This is a genomic window from Streptomyces sp. NPDC034085 (assembly GCF_055575555.1).
Map to the genome: position 1 here is coordinate 914,980 of NZ_JBVISL010000002.1, position 23,827 is coordinate 938,806.

18 protein-coding genes are annotated in these 23,827 nt (G+C 73.4%); 10 read left to right on the plus strand and 8 right to left on the minus strand.

All coding sequences use genetic code 11. From position 1 onward, the window contains the following. Positions 1-38: 38 nt before the first annotated feature. Positions 39-1,526 carry a sugar transferase gene (locus ACZ501_RS09600; RefSeq protein WP_361610691.1) on the plus strand — a complete coding sequence of 496 codons (1,488 nt, stop codon included), beginning with the start codon at positions 39-41 and terminating at the stop codon, positions 1,524-1,526. Positions 1,527-1,543: 17 nt separating this feature from the next. Here ACZ501_RS09600 and ACZ501_RS09605 read toward each other — a convergent pair whose 3' ends face one another. Beyond that, positions 1,544-2,488, minus strand: a complete 945-nt coding sequence (locus ACZ501_RS09605) for a GDP-L-fucose synthase family protein (RefSeq protein ID WP_361610690.1) — start codon at positions 2,486-2,488, stop codon at positions 1,544-1,546. 530 nt (positions 2,489-3,018) lie between these two features. Here ACZ501_RS09605 and gmd point away from each other — a divergent pair. The 4 genes from gmd (at position 3,019) to ACZ501_RS09625 (ending at position 8,138) form a co-directional block, all read left to right on the plus strand. After that, on the plus strand, positions 3,019-4,032 hold the full coding sequence (gene gmd / locus ACZ501_RS09610; protein ID WP_361602674.1) for a GDP-mannose 4,6-dehydratase: 1,014 nt from the start codon (positions 3,019-3,021) through the stop codon (positions 4,030-4,032). A 261-nt stretch (positions 4,033-4,293) separates the two neighbouring features. After that, a complete protein-coding gene (locus ACZ501_RS09615; protein ID WP_468793654.1) occupies positions 4,294-7,068 on the plus strand; it encodes a CBM96 family carbohydrate-binding protein in 2,775 nt (924 codons plus the stop codon). An 83-nt stretch (positions 7,069-7,151) separates the two neighbouring features. Next, complete coding sequence (locus tag ACZ501_RS09620) at positions 7,152-7,835, plus strand: hypothetical protein (protein ID WP_468793657.1); 684 nt, start codon at positions 7,152-7,154, stop codon at positions 7,833-7,835. A 78-nt stretch (positions 7,836-7,913) separates the two neighbouring features. Then, the gene (locus ACZ501_RS09625; protein ID WP_361602683.1) at positions 7,914-8,138 is read left to right on the plus strand and encodes a DUF6458 family protein; all 225 of its coding nucleotides are present in this window, start codon (positions 7,914-7,916) and stop codon (positions 8,136-8,138) included. 14 nt (positions 8,139-8,152) lie between these two features. Here the strand turns inward: ACZ501_RS09625 and ACZ501_RS09630 are convergent, their stop codons facing one another. Beyond that, the gene (locus ACZ501_RS09630) at positions 8,153-9,268 is read right to left on the minus strand and encodes a glycosyltransferase (RefSeq protein ID WP_468793660.1); all 1,116 of its coding nucleotides are present in this window, start codon (positions 9,266-9,268) and stop codon (positions 8,153-8,155) included. After that, positions 9,265-9,804, minus strand: coding sequence for a WcaF family extracellular polysaccharide biosynthesis acetyltransferase (locus tag ACZ501_RS09635; protein WP_468793663.1), 540 nt, complete (start codon positions 9,802-9,804; stop codon positions 9,265-9,267). Before ACZ501_RS09635 ends, ACZ501_RS09630 begins: the two co-directional genes overlap by 4 nt. A gap of 107 nt (positions 9,805-9,911) precedes the next feature. Here ACZ501_RS09635 and ACZ501_RS09640 point away from each other — a divergent pair, with 107 nt between their 5' ends. From ACZ501_RS09640 to ACZ501_RS09650, 3 genes are all read left to right on the plus strand, one after another. Next, positions 9,912-11,411, plus strand: a complete 1,500-nt coding sequence (locus tag ACZ501_RS09640) for a hypothetical protein (protein WP_468793666.1) — start codon at positions 9,912-9,914, stop codon at positions 11,409-11,411. Between the two features lie 216 nt (positions 11,412-11,627). Beyond that, positions 11,628-12,923, plus strand: coding sequence for a transglycosylase family protein (locus tag ACZ501_RS09645; protein ID WP_468793669.1), 1,296 nt, complete (start codon positions 11,628-11,630; stop codon positions 12,921-12,923). A 38-nt stretch (positions 12,924-12,961) separates the two neighbouring features. Beyond that, a complete protein-coding gene (locus ACZ501_RS09650; protein ID WP_468793672.1) occupies positions 12,962-14,410 on the plus strand; it encodes a M23 family metallopeptidase in 1,449 nt (482 codons plus the stop codon). 55 nt (positions 14,411-14,465) lie between these two features. Here ACZ501_RS09650 and ACZ501_RS09655 read toward each other — a convergent pair whose 3' ends face one another. From ACZ501_RS09655 to ACZ501_RS09665, 3 genes are read right to left on the minus strand one after another with little or no spacing between them, the layout of a single operon-like run. Continuing rightward, entirely contained in the window at positions 14,466-15,677 is a 1,212-nt protein-coding gene (locus ACZ501_RS09655; protein WP_362455905.1) for an MATE family efflux transporter, read from the minus strand. Further along, a complete protein-coding gene (locus ACZ501_RS09660) occupies positions 15,674-17,389 on the minus strand; it encodes a lipopolysaccharide biosynthesis protein (RefSeq protein WP_468793675.1) in 1,716 nt (571 codons plus the stop codon). Before ACZ501_RS09660 ends, ACZ501_RS09655 begins: the two co-directional genes overlap by 4 nt. Then, a complete protein-coding gene (locus tag ACZ501_RS09665) occupies positions 17,386-18,591 on the minus strand; it encodes a glycosyltransferase family 4 protein (protein WP_362455951.1) in 1,206 nt (401 codons plus the stop codon). The genes ACZ501_RS09660 and ACZ501_RS09665 overlap by 4 nt, the downstream gene beginning before the upstream one ends. A 157-nt stretch (positions 18,592-18,748) precedes the next feature. Here ACZ501_RS09665 and ACZ501_RS09670 point away from each other — a divergent pair, with 157 nt between their 5' ends. Next, on the plus strand, positions 18,749-19,258 hold the full coding sequence (locus tag ACZ501_RS09670) for an FAD synthase family protein (RefSeq protein ID WP_361602710.1): 510 nt from the start codon (positions 18,749-18,751) through the stop codon (positions 19,256-19,258). Here the strand turns inward: ACZ501_RS09670 and ACZ501_RS09675 are convergent. Beyond that, positions 19,239-19,961 carry a CDP-alcohol phosphatidyltransferase family protein gene (locus ACZ501_RS09675; RefSeq protein ID WP_361602713.1) on the minus strand — a complete coding sequence of 241 codons (723 nt, stop codon included), beginning with the start codon at positions 19,959-19,961 and terminating at the stop codon, positions 19,239-19,241. The genes ACZ501_RS09670 and ACZ501_RS09675 overlap by 20 nt on opposite strands. 104 nt (positions 19,962-20,065) lie before the next feature. Continuing rightward, positions 20,066-22,339 carry a glycogen debranching protein GlgX gene (glgX, locus tag ACZ501_RS09680; protein WP_468793678.1) on the minus strand — a complete coding sequence of 758 codons (2,274 nt, stop codon included), beginning with the start codon at positions 22,337-22,339 and terminating at the stop codon, positions 20,066-20,068. Positions 22,340-22,539: 200 nt separating this feature from the next. Between glgX and ACZ501_RS09685 the strand changes: the two genes are divergently transcribed. Then, complete coding sequence (locus tag ACZ501_RS09685; RefSeq protein WP_468793681.1) at positions 22,540-23,751, plus strand: L,D-transpeptidase; 1,212 nt, start codon at positions 22,540-22,542, stop codon at positions 23,749-23,751. The last annotated feature ends 76 nt before the right edge of the window (positions 23,752-23,827 follow it).

Genomic DNA, 23,827 nt, shown 5'->3' on the forward strand with positions numbered 1-23,827 from the left:
CAGGCGCCACCGACATAGACCACGTGCCAGGGGGGCCCATGAGGCATGTCCGTTTTCCTGCGCAAAGGGTGGCCCCGGAGGCCGCCGGGTCCGAGGGGCCCGCGGCGGCCCCGGTCCGACGGCTCGGCGACAAGGCCCGGTGGTACCTGCCCGCGGCCGTGACCGCCGACCTCGCCGGCGCCGCCGTGCCCGTCGGCCTGGTGTTCGGGGCCGCCCAGCAGGCGAGGCCGGAGTACTGCGCCCTCGGCGCGGCCCTCGCCTGGACCGGCGTACAGGCCCTGCGCCGACGCTACGCGGCCCGCGCGCTCGGCGAATCCCGCGGGGTGCTGCCCGTCGTGCACGACTGGCTCATTCTGATCGGTGTCCTGGCCGTCGTCCGCGTGGTGACGGGGGAGGAGACCCCCCGGCTCGCGGCCCTGGGGGCACTGCTGCCCGCGCTGCTCGTCACCGTCGCCTGCCACAAACTGACGTACCACCACCTGTCGGCGGCCCGGCGCGAGGCGCAGGCCGTCAGCCGGGTGCTGGTGGTGGGGGAGCCCGCCGCGGCCGAGCACGTCATCGCGCACCTGGCCGCGCGCACCGACCACCCGTACGTCGTCGTCGGCGTGGTCCCGGTCGGCGAGGGGCCCCTCGTCGGCGGGATGCCCGTCGCGGCCCGGCTGGACGCCTCGATGCCCGGGGCGCCGAACGGGGACTCGGCCGCCGTGCTGGCCGCCGTCCGCAGCCACCACGCCGACCTGGTGCTGGTCGCGCCCGGGGCGCGGATCGCGGGGGAGCGGCTGCGCCGGGTGGCCTGGGCCCTGCACGACGAAGGCCTCGACCTGGCCGTCTTCCCCGGGCTGGTGGAGGTCTCCGTCAAGCGGCTGGAGACCCTGTCGGCCGGCGGGCTCGCCGTCCTGCGGGTCGCGCCGCCCGTGCGGCGGGGGGTGCAGCCCCTGCTCAAGTCGGTGCTCGACCGGGCGGGGGCCGCCGTCGGACTGCTCGTGCTGGCGCCGCTGTTCCTCGGGCTGGTGCTGGCCGTCCGGCTCGGCTCGCCCGGCCCGGCCTTCTACAGCCAGCGGCGGATCGGGCGTGACGGGGTCCCCTTCGTCATGTGGAAGTTCCGCACGATGGTGGTGGACGCCGACCGGCGGAAGGCCGACCTGGTGGTGGCCAACGAGAACGACGGCCCGATGTTCAAGATGCGCCGCGATCCCCGGGTCACCCGGGTGGGCCGGCTGCTGCGCCGGACCTCCCTGGACGAACTGCCCCAGCTGGTCAACGTACTGACGGGCAGCATGTCGCTGGTCGGGCCGCGCCCGCCGCTGCCGGAGGAGGTGGCGGAGTACGACGAGGTCGAGCTGCGCCGGCTCAGCGTGCGGCCCGGGATGACGGGGCTGTGGCAGATCAGCGGACGGTCGGACCTGTCCTGGGACGAAACGATTCAGCTTGATCTCCAGTACGTCGACAACTGGTCCTTCACCAGTGACGTCGACGTCATGGGCCGTACCCTCCGCGCCGTCGTCGACGGCCGCGGAGCGTACTGAGGGGCCGGCGCGTGAGGTCAGCCCTGGTCGAGCCACCAGCGGTAGGTGGCGTCGATGCCGTCGCGCAGCGCGATGCCCGGCTTCCAGCCCAGCGAGGTCAGGCGGGAGACGTCGAGCAGCTTGCGGGGCGTCCCGTCCGGCTTCGTGGTGTCCCAGGCCAGCCGGCCCTCGAAGCCGGTCACCTCGGCGACGGTCTCGGCCAGCGCCCTGATGGTCAGGTCCTCGCCGCAGCCGATGTTGACGGGCTCGTCCCCGTCGTAGCGCTCCAGCAGCACCGCGCAGGCGGCCGCGAGGTCGTCCACGTGGAGGAACTCCCGCCGGGGCGTGCCCGATCCCCACAGGGTGACCTCCTCGCGGCCTTCGACGGCGGCCTCGTGGAAGCGGCGGATGAGGGCCGGCAGCACGTGCGAGGACTCCAGGTCGAAGTTGTCGCCCGGGCCGTAGAGGTTCGTGGGCATGGCCGAGATGTACGAGGCCCCGTACTGCCTGCGGTACGACTGGACCTGCACGATGCCGGCGATCTTCGCGAGGGCGTACGCCTCGTTGGTGGGCTCCAGCGGGCCGGTCAGCAGGGCGTCCTCGCTGATGGGCTGCGGGGCCAGCTTCGGGTAGATGCAGGAGGAGCCGAGGAACAGCAGCCGGCCCACGCCGGCGGCGTACGACCCGGAGACGACGCTCAGCTGGATGCGGAGGTTGTCCTCCAGAAACTGCACCGGGTACGTGCTGTTGGCCATGATCCCGCCGACCTTGGCGGCGGCCAGGACGACCGCGTCCGGGCGGACGTCCCGCAGGTACGCGCCGGTCGCGGCGGCGTCGCGCAGGTCGAGGTCGGCGCGGCCGCGGGTGAGCACCTCGTGGCCGTCGGCGGTCAGGCGGCGGGCGACGGCGGACCCCACGAGGCCGCGGTGTCCGGCGACGAAGACGCGGGCGTGCGGGGGCAGCAGGGGCTGCGAACTTGTCATACCGCCGATGATGCCAGTCCGCTGCCGCGGGCTTCCCGGGGAGGCCGGGGCCCGTGCGCGCCGTCTCCGGGTGCACCGGGCCGTCCGCCCGGGGCGCCTCGCACGGGCGCGCCGCCGTTGCCGGGGCATGATCCGGAGCGCCGGGCCCCGTCGGCGTCCGAGGCGCTGCCCGCCGAGGGTCCGGGCCGCAAGTGCCTTTGCCCGAACGGCGGTTGCCGCCCACAGATCGACGGCGCCGGTGCGTGCGGCACCATCCCGCGCCGAGGCGCGCGGGGCCGGGCGTGTACGGTACGCATCCAGCCGCGGACCAGGGGCGGGCCGCCCGGCCCGCCGCCGGCCGAGGGCCGTGCCGCAGGGGCCGTCGGGGGCCCTGCGCCCCGACGCCCGACGGGCGGCCGCCCGGCCAGGGGCGGCGATCGTCAACCGGCCGGCGACCACCGGCCACGGCCGGGCTCGACCAGGAGCGCCGGCACACCGGACGGACCATCCGGACCGCATCGGAACAGCAACCACTTCCAGGGGGACACCACATGGGCAAGACCGCACTGATCACCGGCGTCACCGGGCAGGACGGCTCGTACCTCGCCGAGCTCCTGCTCTCCAAGGGCTACACGGTGCACGGGCTCGTGCGGCGGTCCTCCAGCTTCAACACGGAGCGGATCGACCACGTCTACCAGGACCCCCACACCGCGGACCGGTCCTTCTTCCTGCACCACGCCGACCTCTCCGACGGCGTCGCCCTGGTGAACCTGCTGCGCGACATACGCCCCGACGAGGTCTACAACCTGGGCGCCCAGTCGCACGTCCGCGTCTCCTTCGACGCCCCCCTCTACACGGGCGACGTCACCGGCCTCGGCGCGCTGCGCCTGCTGGAGGCCATCCGGGCCAGCGGCGTGGACACCCGGATCTACCAGGCCTCGTCGTCCGAGATGTACGGCGCCACCCCGCCCCCGCAGAACGAGGACACCCCCTTCCACCCGCGCAGCCCGTACGGGGCGGCCAAGGTCTTCGGGTACTGGACCACGGTCAACTACCGCGAGGCGTACGACATGTTCGCCGTCAACGGGATCCTCTTCAACCACGAGTCCCCCCGCCGCGGCGAGACCTTCGTGACCCGCAAGATCACCCGCGCGGTGGCCCGCATCAAGGCCGGGCTCCAGGAGCACCTGTACCTCGGCAACCTCGACGCCGTCCGCGACTGGGGCTACGCCCCCGAGTACGTCGACGCGATGTGGCGGATGCTCCAGCAGGACGAGCCGACCGACTACGTGGTCGCCACCGGAGTCGCCGCCACCGTGAGGGAGTTCGTCGAGTCCTCCTTCGCCCACGCGGGCCTCGACTGGACCGAGCACGTGCGGTACGACGCCAAGTACGAGCGTCCCAGCGAGGTCGACGCCCTCATCGGGGACGCCTCCAAGGCGCGGGAGATCCTCGGCTGGAAGCCGTCGGTCCTGGTGCCCGAACTCGCCCGGATCATGGTCGATGCCGACGTCCGGCAGGTCGAGGACCAGCTGGCGGGCGCGACGGTCCGCATCGACCGCTGAACCCCTCGTCCTGACCTAGGATTTGACGCGTTCCGGCCACCTCCGCACGCCCGGCCCAGGGCTTCGTGCGGGGTGTGGACGGGACCACACCCGCCATATGTCCCTCGTGCGCCTGCCACGCTGAACTCCGTTGATTCCAAGTTGGTATGCAACGGGTCAAGTGAGGTGACCGGGCTCTCGCGTGAGCCCTAGTCTGCGCCAGTACATATGGCTGTTCGGATAGTTCCAGCCATCAAACCGGGCACTAGCCCTGGGGGGCTCATGCGTAGATCCAGAGGGCTGACTGCTGCCCTCGCCCTGTCACTCGCCGGCGCCGGCACCGGTCTCGGCCTGGTGCTGATGCCGCAGGCGTCCGCCATCACCCCGCCGGTGGCGTTCACCGCCGACGAGCTGCCCACCTGGCAGCCGAACGGCGTCGTCTTCGCGATGGACCAGGCGAACGGCACCGTCTTCGCCGGCGGCACCTTCTCGGCGGTCCGCCCGCCGGACGCCGTCGGCGGCACCGAGCAGGAGGCCGTGAACTTCGTCGCGCTCGACGCCGCGACGGGCGCCCCCACCTCCTGCAAGCTGGCCTTCACCGTCGGCGACGGCAGCGCGACCGTCCGGGCGCTGGCCGTCTCCAAGGACAAGAAGACCCTGTACGCGGGCGGCTACTTCGGCGCCGTCAACGGCACCCCCGTCTCCAGCCTCGCGGCGATCGACATCGAGACCTGCACCCCCAGGGCCTCCTTCCACCCGGGCGTACCCGCCACCGTGCGCGCGCTCGACGTCACCGACGACACCCTGTACGTGGCCGGCGACTTCACCACCGTCGAGGGCCAGATCCGCGAGCGGTTCGCCGCGGTCGACGCCGCCTCCGGTGCCCTGAGGCCCTTCACCGCCAACGCGGACGAGCCCGCCCGGGCGGTCAAGGTCAGCAACGACGGCAAGCACGTCCTGCTCGGCGGCGACTTCTTCACGGTCAACGGCACCAACTCCCACGCTCTGGCCGTCGTCGACGCCACCACGGGCGCGGTCGCCAAGACCTACTCCACCATCCCCTCCAACTCGGTCGTCAAGCACATCTCGGCCGACGCGACGGGCTACTACGCCGCCAACGAGGGCTCCGGCGGCGGCGTCTTCGACGGCCGCCTCGGCCTGAACCTCGACTTCAACGAGAAGTGGCGCGACCGCTGCCTCGGCGCGACCCAGTACGTGCTGCCGTACGACGGAGTGCTCTACAGCTCCTCCCACGCGCACGACTGCTCCACCGAGCTGGAGTTCCCCGACGGCAAGCGCAACTTCTTCCTGGCCCAGCCCACCGACCACACCGGAGCCGCCCCCGCGCCCGTGGACGGCTTCGTCCGCGGTCCGCGCAAGCTCGGCTGGCACCCCACCGCCAACGACGGCATCGGCGAGGGCATCGGCCCGCGCGTCATGTCCGTGGCCGAGAAGAACGGCGTCAAGTACCTGTGGGCGGGCGGCGAGTTCACCCTCATCAACGGCCAGCCGCAGCAGGGCCTGACCCGCTTCGCGAACACCGGCGACACCGGCGCGCCCACCACCCCGTCCGCCTCCGCCGCGAGCGTCAGGCCCGGTGAGGCCCAGGTCCGCTGGCGCACCAGCTACGACCAGGACGACAGCAAGCTGACCTACCGGATCTACCGCAACGGCTCGGCCACCCCGATCCACACCATGACCGCCGACTCCCTGGAGTTCGAGCGGCCGCAGGCCTCCTGGAACGACACCACCGTGAAGGCAGGCCAGTCCTACACCTACCGGGTGACCGCCACCGACGCCGCCGGCAACACCAGCGCCCTGTCGGCGAACGTCTCCGTGACCGTCCCGACGACCGCCGCGGCGTACCCGGAGAAGGTCCGCGCGGACGGCGCCCAGCTGTACTGGCGCTACGACGACACGGTCAGCCCGTACGTCGCGGACTCCTCCGACGGCGGCAACACCAGCGGCATCCAGGTCAGCGCCCCGGCGCTGCGCCAGAGCCCGGGCGCGGTCACCGGCAGCAGCACGGCGATGGGCTTCAACGGCACCAGCCAGCAGGTGTACAGCGACCACCGCCAGACCGTCGGCAGCTCCTTCACGGTCGAGACGTGGTTCAGGACGAACACCACGCGCGGCGGCAAGCTCATCGGCTTCGGCAACAACACGGTCAACAGCAGCGGCTCGTACGACAAGCAGCTGTACATGACCAACACCGGCCGCCTGGTCTTCGGCGTCTACAACGGCTCGGCCCGCACCATCAGCACCGGCCTGTTCGAGACGTACAACGACAACAAGTGGCACCACGTCGTCGGCACGCAGGGCCCCGGCGGCATGACCCTCTACGTGGACGGCCAGAACAAGGGCACGAACAGCGCCACGACCTCCACCCCGTACGCCGGCTACTGGCACGTCGGCGGCGACAACCTCAGCAGCTGGCCGAACCGCCCGACGAGCAACTTCTTCGCCGGCCAGATCGACGAGACCGCCGTCTACCCGTCGGCGCTCACCCAGGCCCAGGTCAAGTCCCACTACGACCTGGCCAAGGCGCCGGTCGACACGGTCGCCAAGGCCGCCGCGACCGAGGACACCTACATCAACCAGGGCGCGCCGGGCACGGCCTACGGCACCTCGGCCTCGCTCGCGGTCCGCGGCACCTCGGCGTACGAGACGTACCTGCGCTTCACCCTCCCGGCCGCCCCGGCCGGACAGGTCCTGAAGGCCGCCTCCCTCCAGTTCAAGACCTCCACGCAGAGCGGTGCGGGCACCGCCGACACCGTCTCCGTGGTCCCGGTCACCGGCACCTGGAGCGGGGGCGGGACGACGTACAACACCAAGCCCACCCTCGGCACCACCCCGCTCGGCAGCATCGCGGGCGTGCCGGACGGCTCGGCCGTGCAGAACGTCGAACTGGACACCGCCGCGGTCTCCGCGGTGCTGGGCAGCAGCTACAGCCTCGGCCTGACCAGCACGGGCACCGACCCGCTCTGGCTCTGGTCCTCGGAGTCGACCGCCACGGACGCCGCTCCGCAGCTGGTCCTCACCTTCGGCCAGAAGTAACCGCCTGACGGCGTACGGGGCCCGGCCGGCCGGACCGCCGGGCCCCGTACGCCTCTCCACCCAGTACGTACGGGAGCCCCACGATGTACCGACGCTCCGCAGCGGCTGCTGTCCTGCTGGCCGCCGCCCTGACGCTGACCGGCTGCAGTTCGAAGGCCGACGGCACGGCAGACACCGCCAAGGCCGCCGAGCCCAAGCCGCCGGCCTCGTCCTCGGCCCCCGACCCGGCGGACGCGCCCGCGGACGCCGCGACCGCGCCGCAGGCCAAACCCCCGGGCCCGGTCCTGCCGGACGCGAAGCTCACGCCGAAGACGGGCAGCTTCAAGGAGAACGAGAAGAAGTACCTCAGCGGCCGCGTCCCGGAGAAGACGGACCCGGCGGCCGTCCTCCAGACCGGCCAGGAGACCTGCCAGCGGGTGGAACGCACCGCCAAGCGGGACAAGGACGCGGCGGCGGCGTCGATCATCTCCGGGGAGGTCACCGGCGCGAAGGACGCCATCACCTTCCTGTGCCCGGAGCAGAAGCCGGTCCTGGCGGCCGCCGAGAAGGGCTTCGGCGACGGCCCCCGCACCGCCCCCGCCCCCGGCACCTACCGGGCCCTGACCCAGAGCACCACCTGCACCTGGGAGGCCAGGGCCAAGGACGGCGCCGTCCTCGCCTCGGGCCCGGAGGCCCCGCCCAAGCCGGGCGACCGCATCACCGCCACCCTCCCCTCCGGCGCCGCCCAGTTCACCTCGACCGGCTGCTACGCCTGGATCCCCGCGTAACTCGCCCGGCCCGGCCGGGTTTTCGCCTCCGCCTTGCGGGTACCCGCGCCGTCACACGACACAGCGGAGGCGAATCCTATGCGGGGCATCGGTGGTTGCATCGCCCTCATCGTGGTGGGGGCCATCCTCACCTTCGCGAGCGACTGGGAGCTGGAGAGCGTCAACCTCGACCTCGTCGGCCTGATCATGATGGCGGCCGGCTGCGTCGGCCTCGCCGTCTACGCGAGCGTCCTGCGGCGCCGCCGCGCCACGGCCGCCTTCCCGGTGGTGGAGGAACACCTCCACCACCGCGACGAGATCTGAGGGCTCCGGCCGCGTCAGCGCCGCCCGGCGCCCTCGTAGACGGCCGTCAGGGTGTCGAGGACCGCGTCCATCGAGAAGGCGCTGGCGGCCAGCTCGCGTGCGGCGGCGGAGGCCCGGGTGTTCACGGCGGGGTCCAGCAGGTCGAGGACGGCTTCCGCCACCGTCCGCGGCCCCGGGGCGACCGCCCGGCCGGCGCCGGCCGCGGCGATGTCGCGGGCGAGGCCGTTGGAGTGGGTGACCACCGCCGGGACGCCGACGGCGAGGGCCTCGAGCACCGACATCGGGAACGGCTCGTCCACCGAGGGCAGTACGTACACGTGCGCCCGGCGCAGCTCCGCGAGGACCCCGGCACCGGACAGGGCGCCCGGGACCGTGAACCGGTCGCCCAGGCCCAGGGCCGCGACACGGGCCCGGACCGCCGACAGCTCCCCCTCGTCCGGGCCGGCCACCACGAACTCCGCGTCCGGGTGCACGGCGAGCACCGCCGGAGCCGCGTCCACGAAGTCCACCGGCCGCTTGCGGGCCTGGAGGCGGGCCGCGTACAGGATGCGGGGCGGCCCGCCCAGCGGCGGGCGCTCCTCCTGCGCGGGGGTGCCGTTGACCAGCCGGACGGCCCGCGCGAGCGGAGAGCCGGCCACCGCGTCCAGGCCCTCCCGCTCGTGCGGGGTCAGGTACAGCACCGTGTCCGCGCCGCGCAGCAGGCGGCGTACCGCCACCGCGTCGAGGACCTTGGCCAGGATCCTGTCGCTCGGGTCCACCATGCCGTGGGTCTGCAGGACCAGCGGCTTGCCGCAGCGCAGGGCCGCCAGGGCCAGGGGCAGGGTGACCAGGTCACGGGCCAGGTGGACGTGGACCAGGTCCGCGTCCCGCACCAGCCGGGTCGCCGAGGCCAGCAGGGCCGGCGAGGTGATCCCGCTGAAGCCGAGCGGCAGCAGGCGCCGGGCCGGGAACAGCTTCGCAGGAACCCCCTCCACCGAGGTGGGCCACGGGTCGAAGCCCTCGCCCAGGGCCAGGAGGCGCGCCTCGTGGCCCCGGGCCCGCAGGCCCTTGGCCAGGTTGAGGGCCACCCGTACCGGCCCGCCGAAGGCGTGCGAGGGGGAGTGGAGGGTGACGGCGTGCAGGACTCTCACTTCGGCTCCTCCACCGGGCGGCGCCGCCCGTCCTGGGTCTGCAGGGTGAGCGCGGGGAGGTCCTTGTGGACCACCGCGCCCGCGCCCGCCACCGCGCACCGGCCGACCGTCACGCCCGCCAGCACGGTCGCCCGTACGGCCACCCACGCGCCGTCCTCGACGGTGATGGGGGCGTTGTGGTAGCGGAAGTCGGCGGCGCGGTGGTCGTGCGAGCCGGTGCACAGCACCGACTCCTGGGAGAGGCACACGTGCGAACCGATGGTCACCGGCTCCAGGTTGAGCAGCCAGGCGCCCTCGCCGATCCAGGTGTGGTCGCCGACCTCCAGCTTCCACGGCCACAGCACGCGCACCCGGTGCCGGATCAGCACCCCCTCGCCGATCTTCGCCCCGAAGGCGCGCAGCAGGGCCACGCGCAGCCGCGCGGGACAGAACCAGGCCATGAAGAGGGTGTTCATCACCGCGAACCACAGAGCCTGCGTCAGCAGCCCCCGCCCCTTGTCGTAACCGGCCAGCGTGAAGGCAGGAAGATGCCGCAACGGTCGCCCCTCGTCGTCCACCCCGCTCGCGCCTCCCCGGGCGCGGAACGTCAGACTAGACTGCGCGCGGATCACGCACAGGGGTGGGGGCAACAGTGGCCACGGACATGCGCACGCCCGCCGCCGGGCCGGTGCCGCCGTCCTTCGAGGACGAGTCCCGGTGGGGCAGGGTCACCACCCCGCGCACCCTGCTCTCGCGGGCGCTCTCCGTGCCGCTCGCCCTCGGATTCACCGTGTTCCTCCCGCTCTTCGTCGCCGTCCAGTCCGGCGACGGCCAGCGCGACGCCGCCTTCTGGCTCCAGCTGCTGCTGACCGCGTACGCGGGCGCGCGGCTGTCCGCCATGGTGCTGACCAGCCGGCGCAAGCTGCTCCAGGGTTCCTTCTGGCTGTTCGTCTACATGGCCATGGGCGTGGCCCCGCTCGCCCAGGCCGTCCTCGGCCGGGTCCCGACCCCCGTCGTCGGCCCCCGCTCCGACCTCACCCTCGCCATCGCGCTGGTGCTGCTCGGCTGCACGGCCTTCGACGTCGGCGTGCTCCTCGCCCGCCACCGGCCCGCCGGGCGCGCGGGCGGCTCCCCGAAGGAGGCCCGGCCGGTCATGGCGCACCGGCGCCGGCTCCAGCTGCTGACCGTGCTGGCCTTCCTGGGCAGCGCGGCCTTCATCCTCAAACTCGGCGGGCCCGCCGTCTTCTTCTCCAGCCGCCAGGAGATCATCGCCGGCATCCAGGAGGCGGGCGTCTCCAACGGTGACGGCCAGGCCGGGCAGGCCCTGCTGCGCGGCTTCGGCACCGTGCCCGCGCTGCTCGCGCTGCTCCTGTACACGCGCTGGCTGATCACCTCCACGTACGCCCGCCGCAAGGTGTCCGTCATCGTCACCTGGTCGGCGCTGGCGGTGCTGAACCTGATCGTCAACAACCCGGTCTCGAACCCGCGCTACTGGTTCCTGACCGTGCTGTTCGCGCTGCTGTTCACCGTCTTCCCGGTGAGCGCCGCCATGTACCGGGTGGCGCTGTCGATGGCCGTGGTCGTCGCCCTGCTCGTCTTCCCGTTCGCGGACCGCTTCCGCTACGACGAGAAGAACTACAAGCCGGTCGAGACGACCTCGTTCCTGGAGCCGATGGCGCTCAAGGACTACGACCAGATCGGCATGTTCGCGAACACCATCACCTTCTCCCGCTCCGGCCCAGGGCACTTCTACGGGCGCCAGCTCGCGGGATCCGTCTTCTTCGCGGTGCCCCGCTCGGTGTGGCCGGGCAAGCCGCGCGACACGGGCGTGATGGTCGGCCAGTGGATGGGGACGGTCAACACCAACCTCTCGTCGCCCGTCTGGGCCGAGCTGTGGCTGGACTTCGGCCCGGTGGGCATGGGCGCCGGGCTGCTGGGCATCGGATACGCGGCCGCCCGCGTGGACCGCCGCTACGCCAAGCGGGCCACGCGCCGCTCCGCGCCCGGGAGCCTGATCTCGGTGGTGGTCCCGCTGGTCGCCGGGTACTCCTTCATCCTGCTGCGCGGTCCGCTGCTCCAGGCCTCCGGCCGGGTCGCGATCGCCGCCATGTGCCTCGCGCTCGTGGCCACGTACCGCCAGGACAAGGGCACCACCCTGCGCTGACGCGGGGCCCTGGCCGCATGGGGCCAGGCACCTTCGGGCCACCCCGAACCCCTGGAACGCCCCCGGCGCGACGGACATGATCCTCTCAACGGCCGCGGCAAGGGGCCGGGGGGAAACGGGCCGGCGCGGCTGAGCGCCCGCCCGCATCCGCACCACTGCGCGTCCGTACCGCTGCACACACGTGGCTCATTCATGTCCGGATTATGGGGGATTGTCATGTCTGCTCGCCGTCGCCTGACCACGCTCGCCTCGCTCACCGCCACCGTGGCCGTCGCCTCGTCCGCGTTCCTGGCCCTCGGCGCGGTCCCCGCCTCCGCCGCCAGCGTGGCGACCTGGGACAAGGTCGCCCAGTGCGAGAGCTCCGGGAACTGGAGCATCAACACGGGCAACGGCTACTACGGCGGCCTGCAGTTCTCGGCGTCGACCTGGCGGGCCTACGGGGGCACGGCCTACGCGGCCTACGCCCACCAGGCCACCAAGAAGCAGCAGATCCTGATAGGCGAGAAGGTGCTCGCGGGCCAGGGCCCGGGCGCCTGGCCCTCCTGCGGCCGCCTGGCCGGACTCGGCAGCGACCACGCCGACCCGTACCCGGACGCCCCGACCCCGCCGGCCCCCGCCCAGTCGTGGAAGGCACAGGTGCTGATCGGTTCCGGCAACGGGATCTACCACGCCACCCGCTTCGACAACGGCACCTGGACGCGCTTCGGCAACGTCGACAGCGAGGCGGCGGCCCTCCCGGGCGGCGTCCGCACGACCGCCGAGGCGGGCATCAACGGCGACACGCACGTCCTGGCCGTGAGCAACGAGGGCAAGCTGTACCACACCATCCGCAACGCGGACCGCACCTGGGGAACCTTCGGGGACGTCCACGCGGTCGCCGGCGCGCTGCCGAACGTGACGCAGTTGGCGGCGGTTTCGTCGGGTACGGAGCTCCAGGTCGTGGTGGTGGCGGACGGGAAGGTCTTCCACACGGTGCGCCGCGCGAACGGGACGTGGGCGCCGTTCGGTGCGGTCGGCAACCCGGGCGCGGCTCCGGTGGCGAAGGTGGCGGTCTCGCAGGTCGGCAGTGACACGCAGGTGGTGGCCGTCTCGAACGGGTCGCTCTTCCACACGGTGCGGCACGCCGACGGGACGTGGACCTCCTGGGGCGATGCCTCCGCCGAGACCGGTGTGACGGGCGTCGACGACGTGGCCGTGGCCGGGACGGGCGGTGACCTCCAGCTGGTGGTGACGGCCGAGGGTGGCGCGAAGCGCTACCACGGCGCCCGCTTCGCGAGCGGCCAGTGGGTCCTGAACGACCTGTCGGCGGTCGTCCCGGCGGGCGTCACGGTCACCGACGTCGCGGCGGCGGCAGTGGACAACGAGCTCCAGGCGGCGTTCGTCACGACCGACGGCCGGGTTCTGCACACCATCCGCCACTTCGACGGGACCTGGACGGGCGCCGCCCCCATGGACCTGACAGGCGTCGGCGGCACCCACACCGGCGTGTCCATCACCGCCACCTTCAACTGACCAGCGCACGACACCCGCGACACATCCGAGGAGCCACCATGTCCACCACCTTCACCCGTCGTGCGCTGACCTCCGCCACCGGTCTCGCCCTCGCCGCCTCCGGCCTCGTCGCCTTCGCCGCGTCCCCCTCCTACGCCGCGGGGCCCGGGTACCAGATGCCCTTCAGCTGCGGTCAGGCCTGGGCGGGCAACACCTACAGCGGGCACAGCCCGTCCACGCTGGCGATCGACTGGACGCACGGGTCCACCACCGCCAACCAGCCCGTGCTCGCCAGCGCCGAGGGCACCGTCAGCGTCGCCAAGACCCTGAGCGGTTCGTACGGCAAGTACGTGGTCGTCGACCACGGCAGCGGCTGGAAGACCCTCTACGCCCACCTCAACGACTACGACGTCAGCGTCGGGTCACACGTGGCGCGGGGCCAGAAGATCGGCATCGTCGGCAGCACCGGCAACTCCACCGGTGCGCACCTGCACTACGAGCAGCAGTACAACGGTGTGGTCAAGCAGTCCGTCTTCAACGGCACGCCTTTCAGCATGGGTTCGACGCTGACCAGCAAGAACTGCGACGACACGACCACCCCGCCGGCGCCGGCGGGCCAGTGGCGGGCGCAGGTCGCGGTGGAGTCCGGCGGCGGGATCTACCACGCGGTCCGCAACGCGGATCGGACCTGGACCGGCTTCGGCGACGTCCTGGGTGTGACGGGCGAGGTCCCCACGGGCGTCCGCACGACCGCCGAGGCGGGCGTCAACGGCGACACGCACGTCCTGGCCGTGAGCAACGAGGGCAAGCTCTACCACGCGCTGCGCTTCGCCGACCGCTCCTGGACGGGCTTCGGGGACGTGGCAGGCGAGGCCGGAACGCTGGCGAACATCACGCAGGTGGCGGCGGTCTCGTCCGGCACCGAGGTCCAGGTCGTGGTGGTGGCGGACGGGAAGGTCTACCACACGGTCCGCCGTGCGAACGGGACGTGGGCGCCGTTCGGTGCGGTCGGCGCCCCGGGCGCGGCTCCGGTGACGAAGGTGGCCATGTCCCAGGTGGGCAGTGACACGCAGATCGTGGCGGTGTCGAACGGCACGCTCTTCCACACCGTCCGGCACGCCGACGGGACGTGGACCAGCTGGGGCGATGCCTCCGCCGAGACCGGTGTGACGGGTGTCGACGACGTCGCTGTGGCGGGCACGGGCGGGGACCTCCAGCTGGTGGTGACGGCCGAGGGCGGCGCGAAGCGCTACCACGGCGCCCGCTTCGCGAGCGGCCAGTGGGTCCTGAACGACCTGTCGGCGGTCGTCCCGGCGGGCGTCACGGTCACCGACGTCGCGGCGGCAGCGGTCGACAACGAGCTCCAGGCGGCGTTCGTGACCACCGACGGCCGGGTCCTGCACACCATCCGCGCCTTCAACGGCACCTGGTCGCCCGCCGCTCCGGTCGACCTGACCGGCGTGAGCGGCACCCGGACCGGCGTCTCCCTCACCGGCACCTACAACTGATCCGGACACACCGCGGGCCCGGGACGACACCGTCCCGGGCCCGCTCCCGCGTGCCTCACGCGGCGGCCGCCACCTCCGCCGGCACCCTCAGGCGGACCACCCGCAGCCACCCGGCGGCCGCTTTCGCGGCGGAGCCCAGCGCCAGGCCCCAGGCGGCGCCCGCCACCCCCCACACGGCGTACCCGCCCAGCAGCAGCCCCACCGACAGCAGCGAGAACACCACCTGGAGCGAGAGGGTGGCCTCGGGACGGAGCACGCGCAGGGTCAGCAGGGCGCAGGTGCCCAGGCCCATGACCGCGTACTGCGCGCCCGTGGCCGGGAGCAGCGCGGCGGCCGCCGCCCAGGTGTCGCCCAGCAGCCTGCGGCCCAGCCCGGCCGGCAGCGCGTACAGCACCGCCGCCCAGCCGGCGCCCAGCACCGCGAGCGCCGCCCCCATGAGCACGGTCAGCCGGACCACGCCCCGCTTGCCGGAAGCCCGCCCCACCACCGGCGGCCCGAAGGCGTTCGCCGAGTTGAACAGCACGTTCAGCGGGCCGAAGAGGGTGGTGGCGCCGCGCAGCGCGCCGACGGCGAGCGGCGTCGCGAACACCCCGAGCCCGAGCACGGCGAGCTGGCTGGAGCCGTTGCCCACGGCGAACTCGACGACGAACCGCAGGCCGAGGTGCCCGCGCCGCAGATAGGGCCGCAGGTCCCCGCGCACCCCGCGCACGTAGGGCCGCAGCAGCCACAGGCCCAGCCCCAGCGCGGGCAGCGCGGACAGCCCCCACACCAGGACGAGCCGGCCCGGGGAGGCCCCGTACGGCTGCACTGCCAGCGCCGCGACCACGCACGCCAGCCGCAGCGCGTCCGCGGCCAGCGCCCGCTCGGGCACGCGCAGGGCGGAGAAGCAGTACCGCAGCCCGTCCTGCACGAGCACCAGCGGCAGGACGAGGGCCAGCGCGAGGAACGCCCGCCCGGCGTCCCCGGGCACCACCAGGCCCGCCAGCGCGGGCAGCAGCGCGGCCACCGCGGAGGCGGCGGCCGTGAACAGCACGGAGGAGCGGCAGACCCGCCCGAGCCCCTCGCCCTTCTCCAGCACCACGCTCTGCCCGACGTAGGCCATGTTCAGCCCGAGGAGCACGCTGAAGGCGACGTACACCATCGAGAAGTCGGCGAAGCCCGACGCCGGTGACAGCCGGGCGGCCAGCACCAGCACCAGGATGTTCGTGGCACTGGAGGCGGCCTGGTCCAGGACCGAGGAGAGCGCGGCGAGACCCCGCCGGCTCACCTGCGGCCCGTGCGGACGGTGCGCAGCGCCACCGTGTCGGGGGCCTCGGCCGGGGCCTGTTCGCCGGTCCCGTCCGCCCCGCCGGCCGGCGGCGCCACCGCACCGGGGGCGGGCGCGGCGGCCGCCCGGGCGCTCCCGCGTCCGGCCCCGCGCTTCTCGGAGGGCGGCGGGGCGTGCAGCACCGCGCCAAGGACGGTCCCGCCCGCGCCGCTGATCAGTTCGCGGATCCGGGCCAGGTCGGCGCGGTGCACGGCGCGCGGGTCGCAGACCACCAGGACGCCGTCGACGCGGTCGACCAGGGCGAGCGCGTCGGCGTACGAGAGCACGGGCGGCGCGAGCACCACGACGGTGGAGTTGGGGGAGTCGGCCTCGGAGATCAGCCGGGTGGTGCGGGGGGCGGTCAGTGAACGGGGCACGTTGCGCACCCGGTCGCCGGGGATCAGGTCGAAGTCGCCGGACTCCGCGGCGTCCACGACGAGCCGGCGCCCGTCGGGCCATTCGCAGTCGCCGGTACCGGAGCCGCCCGGCATGGCGCTCCAGCGCGGCCGCCCGCCCGCGTCGGTCGGCAGCTGGCTGGCCAGGACCGGGGTGCGCAGGTCGGCCTCGATGAGCAGGACGTCCTTGCCGGTCTCGGCGAAGGAGGCGGCCAGGTTCACGGCCACGGCGGCGGCCGTCTCGCTGCTGCCGCGCGGGGCGACCACCAGCAGCCGGCGCCGGTCGGCGAAGCGGGCGTCGTAGGCGAGCCGGAAGGCCACCGAGCGGTACTCCTCGGCGAGCCGCGGATCGGCCTCCCCGGCCGCGAGGAGCGGGCCGCCGCCGGTCCTGTCGCGGGGCAGGTAGCCGAGGACGGGCGCGCGCAGGGCCCGGGCCACGTCGCCCTCGGAGCGCGGCGCCGGGTCGAAGACCAGCCGGACCCACGCGGCGAGCAGGCCGAGCGCGAGCCCCACGGCCCCGCCGAGCGCCAGCGACATGGGCAGGCCCGGCCCGTCGGCCCCGGCGGGCGGGGTCGCCGCGCTGGTGACCCGGCCCGGGGTCATGTCCAGGGCCCCCAGCTTGGCGATGTTGCCGTTGAGCGTGTTGACCTTGTTCTGGAGGTCGGTCCGGGAGGAGAGGGCCGCGTCGCGGGCGGTGCCGGCCGGCATGGCGTTGATCTGCCGGGCCACCTCGTCGAGCTGCCGGGCGACCGGATCGCGCTGGGCCTCGTACCCCTTGACCATGGTGTCGCGGGTGACGTCGAGGGCCTCCTGCCGCTTGAGCAGGTAGGCGGCGGCCATGCCGTTGGCGCGCCGGGCGGCCTCCCGGGGGGAGGCCGCGGTGTAGGTGAACCGGAGCACCATCGTCTGCGGCGGGTTGGTCACCTGGAGGCCGGCGCGGAAGGCGGAGAAGTCCTTGCCGGCCACGCCCAGCTTCTTCGCGGCCTGCTCGGCCGTGGAGCTGGAGAGCGCGACCTGGCGCTCGGAGCCGATGTTGATGGCCTTGTCGGGCGCCAGGCTCGGGTTGAACGGGTCGTCGGTGGGGGCGCGCAGCACCACGTCCGCGACGGACACGTAGGTGTCCGCCGTGGAGACGCCGAGGTAGACGCCGCCCAGCAGACCGACGGCCACGCCCGCGCCGAGGAGCCGGCGGTAGCGCAGGAGCTGCCTGAACTGGTCCCGCAGCAGATCGGGTTCGTCCTCGGCCGGGGCCGCTGCCGGGCGGTTCGTCTCGGTCACGACTGGGGACCCCCAAGTGCTTCGTCGATCAGTGCGTCGATGCGGGCCAGCCCCGCTTCCCGGCTCAGGTGGGCCGCCACGTGGGCGGGTCCGGCCGCGCCCAGCGCGTCGGCGCCCTCGGGGTCCTCGGCCAGGGCCCGTACGGCCTTCAGCAGCGCCGCGGGGTCCTCCGGCGGTACGAGCACTCCGGCGCCCGAACGCTCCACCTCCTGGGCGGTCCCGCCCCGCGCCGCGACGGAGGCGACGACGGGCCGGCCGGCCTGGAAGTAGGAGGTGAGCTTGGACGGCACGCTCATGTCCAGCACGGCCGCGTGCTGGGTGACCGCGAGGACGTCCGCGGCGGCGAGGACGTCCGGGAACTCGCCGTCGGGGGCGGGCGGGATGATGTCCAGGTTCGGCACGTCGGCGGCGAGGCCGGCCAGCGCGGCCCGCTGGCTGCCGTCGCCCATCAGGACGAAGCGGACGTCCGGATCCAGCCGGGCCGCGCCGACGAGGACCTCCAGTCCCTGCTTGAGGCCCATGTTCCCGGAGTGCAGGACGACGGTCTGGCCGGGTGCCCAGCCGAGGTGGCGGCGGGTCTCCCCGCGCGGCTTGGTGGGCTTCGGCACGTGGGACCAGTTGGGGACCAGGCGTATCTTCCCGGGGTCCACGCCCATTCCCACGACCCGGTCCACGAACGTCTCGTGGATGACGCCGACGAGGGCGGCCCGCCTGAGGGCGTACGCCTCCGCGCGCCCGGCGAGCGCGGCCGCCCTGTCACCGCCGCTGATGCCGCTCTGCGCCGCGGCGGCGCCCATCAGGTCCTGGACGACGGGGACGAACGGCACCTTCCACCGCGCCGCGAGCCGGGCGGCCGTCACCCCGCCCGCCAGGCTCGGCATCTGCGCCATGACCGCGTCCGGCCGCGGCATCCGCGGCGGGGCCACGGCCCCGTGCAGCAGAATCGATCCTTCGAACAGCGCCCGCCGGACGGCGGTCTGACGCGGCGGCACGGTGTGCGCGCGCCGGTGCACGGTGACTCCCGCGCGCCGTTCCGTGCGCCGCAGCGCCCCCTTGTACTCCGGCTCGAGCGACCAGGCCGGGTAGTGGGGCATGCCCGCCAGTACGTGCGTGTCATGGCCGAGACCCGCCCAGTGCTCCGCGATCTGCGTGGCGTAGGGGCCTATGCCCGCATGCTCGGGGGCGTAGTTGGTGGAAACCAGCAGCAGGCGCCGGTGACCGGATGTGGACACTGACCGTCCCCTTCTCCCCTGAATGGTGCGCACGTCACCCTATTCGTTCACCGGCAGGGTGGGGAACGTGCACGCTATTGTCTGCTCATCCGCCGCACCGGGGGGTGCGGCCGCCTGGGGGGAATCCATGACGGAACGTCACATGTCCGAGGCCGCGCCGTCGGTGCGCCGGCCCTACCGGGTCGGCTACGCGCCCGGCGCCTACGACCTGTTCCACATAGGACACCTCAACATCCTCCGGCACGCCCGCAGCCGCTGCGACTACCTGGTGGCCGGGGTGGTCTCGGACGAGATGGCCGAACTGGCCAAGGGCCGCCGCCCGATGATCCCGCTCGTGGAGCGGCTGGAGATCGTCCGCAGCGTCAAGTACGTCGACGCCGCCTTCGTGGAGACCGTCCCGGACAAGGTCGAGACCTGGAAGCAGGTCCGCTTCGACGTCATCTTCAAGGGCGACGACTGGCGGGGCACGCCCAAGGGCGCCAAGCTGGAGCGCGACTTCGCCGCCCACGGGGTCGACGTCGTCTACTTCCCCTACACCGTGCACACCTCCAGCACCCAGCTGCGCCGCGCCCTGGACGCCCTCGCCCAGCCGGCGGCCGCACCGCTGCCGGAGCAGCTCACCGCCGAACGGCGCTGAGCTCCCGGAACCACTTCACCAGGAACGCCACCAGGAACAGGGCGGCCACCGCCCCCAGGCCCGCGTACGCCCAGCGGAACAGCGCCCCGCCGCCCAGCAGCAGGAACACCAGGCAGAACACCCCGTAGTCCACCGGCAGCAGCGCCACCGCGCGCAGGACCGACGGCTCCGCGGCCGGGCTGCCCGGGGCCGGCCGGGGCTTGAGCTTCTCGGTCAGCAGCCCCCCGAAGAAGGTGACGACCGCGGCGAACTGGAAGCCCAGCGGCACCAGGAGCCAGCCGTCCGAGCCGGTCCCGTACGCCTCGGGGAAGCGGTGGAAGGCGATCAGCACGCAGGAGTGCAGCGCGGTCAGCTTGGCGGCGTCCACGACGTGGTCGAGCCACTCGCCCGCCGCGCTCCCGCCGCCGCGCAGCCGGGCCAGCTGCCCGTCGGCCGAGTCGAAGGCGAAGCCGACGGCGAGCGCGGCCCAGACGGCGATGCCCAGCCCCCACGACGGCGCGGCGAGCGCGACCGCCGCCACGGCCGCGAAGCTGAAGGCCGCGCTGACCAGCGTCACCTGGTTGGGGGTCAGCCCCAGCGCGTACGAGCCGGCGGCCAGGTAGCGGCCGGCGGGCCGGTTCACGAACCGCGAGTACAGCGACACCCCTTTGGCCGACTTCTGTGCCCCCCGCAGTTCCCGCAGCGCGGTCCCGGCCCTCCCCATGCGTACCCCTGTTCGTGTGGTCATGTGTTCGTTCGCAGGAAGGGCACATCATCGCAGGGGGAACGAAGGCTTCCGCTCCGGATCGGCCAACTCAGGGCAGCAGGTCAGCTCACCACCCGCAGCAGCTGCACCGACCGGGCCGGCACCGTCAGCGGCTCCCCGCCCCCGTGACGCGTCCCCGGCGCGTCCGCCTGGGACTCCCGCGACGTGTCCAGCACCAGCTCGTACGCCGCCCCCCACGGCGCCCCCGGCAGCACCCACTCCACCGGCCGGCCCCCGGCGTGCAGCAGGGCGAGGAAGCTGTCGTCCGTCACCTGGCGGCCCCGCTCGTCACGGCCCGGGATGTCGCGGCCCGACAGGTAGAGGCCCACCGCCGCGGCCGGCGCGTACCAGTCCCGCTCCGTCATCTCCGCCCCCGCCGGGGTGAACCAGGCCAGGTCCCGCAGCCCGTCCGCGCCTTGCGCCCGCCCGGAGAAGAACGCCCGCCGGCGCAGCACGGGATGCGCCTGGCGCAGCGCGATCAGCCGCCGGGTCAGCGCGAACAGCTCGCTCCACGCCGGGTCCGACAGCAGCGACCAGTCCACCCACCCCGTCTCGTTGTCCTGGCAGTACGCGTTGTTGTTGCCGCCCTGCGTGCGCCCGAACTCGTCACCCGCGACCAGCATCGGCACGCCCGTCGACAGCAGCAGCGTCGTCAGCAGGTTGCGCAGCTGCCGCCGCCGCAGCGCCCCGATCCGCGGGTCGTCGCTCTCGCCCTCGGCGCCGCAGTTCCACGACCGGTTGTCGTTGGTGCCGTCCCGGTTCGCCTCCCCGTTGCCCTCGTTGTGCTTGCGCTCGTAACTGACCAGGTCCCGCAGGGTGAAACCGTCGTGCGCCGTCACGAAGTTCACCGAGGCGTACGGCCGCCGCCCGCCCCACGCGTACAGGTCGCTCGACCCCGACAGCCGGTACCCGAGGTCCCGCACGTCGGGCAGCGCACCGCGCCAGAAATCCCGTACGGCGTCCCGGTAGCGGTCGTTCCACTCCGTCCACAGCGGCGGGAACGCGCCCACCTGGTAGCCGCCCGAGCCCACGTCCCACGGCTCCGCGATCAGCTTCACCCGCCGCAGCACCGGGTCCTGGGCGATCACCGCGAGGAACGGCGACAGCATGTCCACGTCGTGCATCGAGCGGGCCAGCGCCGCCGCCAGGTCGAAGCGGAAGCCGTCCACCCCCATCTCCGTGACCCAGTAGCGCAGGGAGTCGGTGATCAGGCGCAGCACGTGCGGACGCCCGGCGTGCAGGGTGTTCCCGCAGCCCGTGTAGTCGGCGTAGCGGCGCTGGTCGGACTGGAGCCGGTAGTAGCCCCGGTTGTCGATCCCGCGCAGTGACAGCGTCGGGCCCAGCTCCCCGGCCTCCGCCGTGTGGTTGTAGACCACGTCGAGGATGACCTCGATCCCCGCCGCGTGCAGGGCCCGCACCATCCGCTTGAACTCGCCGACCTGCTGCCCGGCCGTCCCGCTCGCCGAGTACCCGGCGTGCGGGGCGAAGTAGCCCACCGAGTTGTAGCCCCAGTAGTTGCGCAGTCCCCGGCGCAGCAGGTGGTCCTCGTGCGCGAACTGGTGCACCGGCAGCAGCTCCACCGCCGTCACGCCCAGCGCCGTCAGGTGCTCCAACGCCGCCGGGTGCGCGAGCCCCGCGTACGTGCCGCGCAGCTCCTCGGGAACCCCCGGATGGCGCATCGTGAAACCGCGCACGTGCAGCTCGTAGATCACCGAATCGGCCCAGGGGGTCTTCGGCCGGACGTCGTCCGCCCAGTCGTCGTCATCGTGGACGACCACCCCCTTCGGGACGAACGGGGCCGAGTCGCGGTCGTCGCGCACCGTGTCCGCGATGTACTGCTGCGGCCAGTCCCGCACGTGCCCGTACACCTCCGGCGGCAGCGAGAAGTCCCCGTCGACGGCCCGGGCGTACGGGTCCAGCAGCAGCTTCGCCGGGTTGTACCGGGCACCCGTCCACGGGTCCCAGCGCCCGTGCACCCGGAAGCCGTACCGCTGCCCGGGCCGCACGCCCGGTACGAAGCCGTGCCAGATCTCGTGCGTGAGCTCGGCCAGGGTGCACCGGGTCTCCGCCCCCAGCGCGTCGAACAGGCACAGCTCCACCGACTCCGCGCCCTGCGCCCAGAGCGCGAAGTTGGTGCCCTCCACCCCGCCCGGCCCCGCGTGGTAGCGGGCGCCCAGGGGGTGCGAGGAACCCGGCCACACCGGTGGCGACGGGTGGGCGGCCGCCCGTGACACCTTCGCCTGGATCCGCGCCCGTACGGCGTCCCTGCCCGCGACGCCCCTGCTGGCGCCACTGGCGGCGGCTTCCACCGCCTCTTGCTCGGCTGCGCTCGACACTGCCCGCCTCCACGGCTCCTGGGTACCGGCAGGGGGAGTGCGGCCGCGGCGTCCCGGCCAGGGCCCGCCCCCGTCTGGTCCTTCACACTGTTCTGCCCGGACTGTTCTGCCCGGAACGTGCCCGGCCCTCACGTTTCCCCCGGAGGGCCCCCGTCGTTGGACGGGGCGTGACTCTTCTGACGAGGCGGGCAGGGGCGGGCTTGGCCGCCGTGGCGGCGTGGGCGGCCCTGCTGGGCGGGCTGACCGGCTGCACCGAAGACGGCGGGTCCCCCGTCGAGATCCAGCTGCCCGGCAAACCACGCTCCCCGGACGAGGCCATCCGGATCACCCCCGACGACAACGCCAAGGACGTCCCGGCCGAGGGCCCGCTGCGGGTGCACGTCCCCGAGGGCCGCCTCGAACGGGTGAAGGTCACCAAGGTCGAGGACGCCCAGGAGGAGGAGGTCCCCGGCGAGATCGCCGCCGACGGGCTCAGCTGGAGCCCCGACGCCGACGCCGGACGGCTCTCGCTCGCCGCCAAGTACACCGTCGACGCGGTCGCCCTCGACGGGCACAACCGCCGCCAGGCCCGGCACACCACCTTCACCACCTACGTCCCCGAGGAACGGTTCATCGGCTACTTCAAGCCCGAGAACCGCTCCACCGTCGGCACCGGCATGATCGTCTCCTTCAGCTTCAGCCGGCCCGTCAGGCAGCGCGCCGAGGTGGAGCGGGCCATCACCGTCACCTCCACGCCCCCCGTGGAGGTCGTGGGCCACTGGTTCGGCAACGAGCGCCTCGACTTCCGGCCCAAGCAGTACTGGAAGGCCGGCACCGAGGTCACCGTGAAGATGGCGCTGCGGGACGTCGAGGGCGCGCCCGGCTCGTACGGCATCCAGGACAAGACCATCCGCTTCACCGTCGGCCGCTCCCAGGTCTCCACCGTCGACGCGGCGGCGCACACCATGGAGGTCCGGCGGGACGGGGAGCTGCTGTCCACCATCCCCGTGACCGCCGGAGCACCCAAGAACACCACCTACAACGGCAAGATGGTGGTGATGGAGATGTTCGACGTCACCCGGATGAACGGCGCCACCGTCGGCTTCACCGGCGAGGACGGCAAGGGCGAGTACGACATCCCCGACGTCCCGCACGCCATGCGCCTCACCGCCTCCGGCACCTTCCTGCACGGCAACTACTGGGCCAGCCCCGACACCTTCGGCTCGACCAACACCAGCCACGGCTGCGTGGGCCTGCGCGACGACAAGGGCGGCGGCTCGGACACCCCGGCGGGCTGGTTCTTCGACCGGACCCTGGTCGGGGACGTGGTGGAGGTCGTGAACTCGCAGGACAAGACCGTCGCCCCCAACAACGGGCTGGGCGGCTGGAACATGTCCTGGGCGGACTGGGTGGCGGGCTCGGCCGTCGGCTGACCCCTCCCGCCACCAGCCGCCCCCCTGACACGCCGCGGACCGCCCCGCACCCGGGGCAAGCGGTGCAATCGAGTGA

Bases quoted from the DNA above. Each gene is read 5' to 3' on its own strand.
- ACZ501_RS09600 (WP_361610691.1), top strand. From the start codon at position 39: ATGAGGCATGTCCGTTTTCCTGCGCAAAGGGTGGCCCCGGAGGCCGCC.
- ACZ501_RS09605 (WP_361610690.1), bottom strand. From the start codon at position 2,488: ATGACAAGTTCGCAGCCCCTGCTGCCCCCGCACGCCCGCGTCTTCGTC.
- gmd (WP_361602674.1), top strand. From the start codon at position 3,019: ATGGGCAAGACCGCACTGATCACCGGCGTCACCGGGCAGGACGGCTCG.
- ACZ501_RS09615 (WP_468793654.1), top strand. From the start codon at position 4,294: ATGCGTAGATCCAGAGGGCTGACTGCTGCCCTCGCCCTGTCACTCGCC.
- ACZ501_RS09620 (WP_468793657.1), top strand. From the start codon at position 7,152: ATGTACCGACGCTCCGCAGCGGCTGCTGTCCTGCTGGCCGCCGCCCTG.
- ACZ501_RS09625 (WP_361602683.1), top strand. From the start codon at position 7,914: ATGCGGGGCATCGGTGGTTGCATCGCCCTCATCGTGGTGGGGGCCATC.
- ACZ501_RS09640 (WP_468793666.1), top strand. From the start codon at position 9,912: ATGCGCACGCCCGCCGCCGGGCCGGTGCCGCCGTCCTTCGAGGACGAG.
- ACZ501_RS09645 (WP_468793669.1), top strand. From the start codon at position 11,628: ATGTCTGCTCGCCGTCGCCTGACCACGCTCGCCTCGCTCACCGCCACC.
- ACZ501_RS09650 (WP_468793672.1), top strand. From the start codon at position 12,962: ATGTCCACCACCTTCACCCGTCGTGCGCTGACCTCCGCCACCGGTCTC.
- ACZ501_RS09670 (WP_361602710.1), top strand. From the start codon at position 18,749: ATGACGGAACGTCACATGTCCGAGGCCGCGCCGTCGGTGCGCCGGCCC.
- ACZ501_RS09675 (WP_361602713.1), bottom strand. From the start codon at position 19,961: ATGGGGAGGGCCGGGACCGCGCTGCGGGAACTGCGGGGGGCACAGAAG.